General features: G+C 62.0%; 1 tRNA gene, 1 rRNA gene and 1 pseudogene. 1 reads left to right on the top strand and 2 read right to left on the bottom strand.

The features are described 5' to 3' along the window. The first annotated feature begins 155 nt into the window (after positions 1–155). Positions 156–1,344: pseudogene (locus VIG90_RS07610) on the top strand (IS256 family transposase). A 404-nt stretch (positions 1,345–1,748) separates the two neighbouring features. On the opposite strand, the gene VIG90_RS07605 reads toward VIG90_RS07610, so the two are convergent. Further along, positions 1,749–1,825: transfer RNA gene (locus VIG90_RS07605), tRNA-Met, on the bottom strand. A 92-nt stretch (positions 1,826–1,917) separates the two neighbouring features. Further along, positions 1,918–2,026: ribosomal RNA gene (gene rrf, locus VIG90_RS07600) — 5S ribosomal RNA — on the bottom strand; the annotation flags it as partial.

Genomic DNA, 2,026 nt, shown 5'->3' with positions numbered 1-2,026 from the left:
CGAAGCAAATGCGATGCTTAGAGCAGCCTATAGCGAAAAATTAGCAGGCGCATGGCTAGATAACGTACAGGATCTTTCGCACTTTCCGGATGGACGGCTCCTTCTAGATTTTCTGGAGGGAGCAAGACATGACCATGAGCGATGGGGGCCAGACCATGGGCGAGGTCATTCGCATTGATGAAGCCCGGATCCGGGATCATCTGGGCGAGACGGTGCGTGGGACGGTGGAGGAGACGTTGAACGCGCTGCTGGATGCGGAAGCGGATCGGCTGTGCGGGGCTGCCCGCTATGAACGCAGCGAGGCCCGCCGCGACACCCGGGCTGGCAGTTATGAGCGGGCGCTGCATACCAAGGCCGGCGAGGTGAAGCTGAAGGTACTTGGCTAGCGGCGCCAGACTTTCGAGACGGCGATCATCGAGCGCTACCGCCGACGCGAGAGCTCGGTCGAGGAAGCGCTGATCGAGATGTACCTGGCCGGCGTCTCCGTGCGCCGGGTCGAGGATATTAACGCAGCGCTTTGGGGCACGCGGGTATCGCCGGGAACGGTGTCCAATCTGAACCGGAAGATCTACGCGCAAATCGAGGCTTGGCGGCAGCGACCGATCGAGGGACTTCATCCTTATCTTTATCTCGACGGCATCGTGATGAAGCGCACCTGGGACGGGGAGGTCCGCAACGTGTCACTGCTGGTGGCCAGCGCGGTCAATGCGGAAGGGTATCGCGAGATTCTGGGCATTTGCGAGGGCGCCAAGGAGGACAAGTCCGGCTGGTCTGCGTTCCTGCGCCATCTGGTTGAGCGGGGCCTGAAGGGCGTGGAACTGGTGATTTCGGACGCCTGCCGGGGCCTGGTGGAGAGCGTGGCCGAATATCTGCCCACCGCCCGGTGGCAGCGCTGTGTCGTGCATTTTTACCGCAATGTCTTCAGCCATGTCCCTTCGACCAGGGTGCGCGACGTCAGCCACAGGCTCAAGGCCATCCATGCCCAAGAAAGTCGTCTTGCTGCCGAGCAGAAGGCCGAGACTGTCATCGCCGAGTTGCGGCGACAGCGCCTGACCCGAGCGGCCGAACTCGTCGAGGCGCATGTGCAGGAAACGCCGACCTATTATGCCTTCCCGGACAGTCATTGGCTCAAGCTGCGCACCAACAACCCGTGCGAAGCGCATCATGCGAGAGATCCAGCGCCGCACCCGCGTGGTCGGGGCCTTTCCCGATGGCCGTTCGTGCCTCAACCTGGCCGCGGCCAGGTTGAGGCACATCGCCGCCAGTCACTGGGCCACGCGGCGCTACATGAACATGGCGCCGCTGTATGCGTCACACTTATCAGCAACCGGAGCCGTCGCCTGAAAATGTGCGAAAGATTCTGGACACTGCCCCCGCCAGCAGCGGCAACTCGTGTCCGCTGCGGCGTCCAGCGACGAGGTGCTGGATCTAACTCCGGTGCAGTGGCGGGCCATGCGGATTATACGCTTGCATGAACAGCTAGCTGGCGTGTGAGGCGATCGTGCAGACCGGTGTGCCCGCCAAGCCTAATGCGCGCGACAAGGACACCTTCGGCATCGACGGTGAGCCGGATCCGCGAGGGCAGCTCCATCTTGATCCGGCTGGGCCACGCTGATGCTGATAGAGCAGCTAAGTCCGCCCCAGCCGTCTCGACCGCTGCAAAGGTCGGCAATGCCGTCGGCGCAACCCGGATCATTCACCGTGCATTAGAACCAATAAAAAAGGCCCCTTGTAGGGGCCTGTTATACTGGTTGCGGGGGCCGGATTTGAACCGACGACCTTCAGGTTATGAGCCTGACGAGCTACCGGGCTGCTCCACCCCGCGATGAACTGGTGCTGTGTGATTGGCCCTCTGGGGCAAAGCAGACAGGGGTTCGTTTGAGAGTGTGAACGGGTTTGTGTGAAGCCTTCTTCTGAGCCTGGCGGCGTCCGACTCTCCCAACGCTTAAGCGTTAGTACCATGGGCGCTGCCTGGTTTCACGGCCGAGTTCGAGATGGGATCGGGTGGGGCACAGGCGCTATGGCC

The sequence above is a fragment of the Pedomonas sp. genome (genome assembly GCF_036515995.1).
GTDB lineage: Bacteria > Pseudomonadota > Alphaproteobacteria > Sphingomonadales > Sphingomonadaceae > Pedomonas.
The sequence above is the reverse complement of the archived record's forward strand: the minus strand, read 5'-3'. Positions and strand labels throughout refer to the sequence as shown.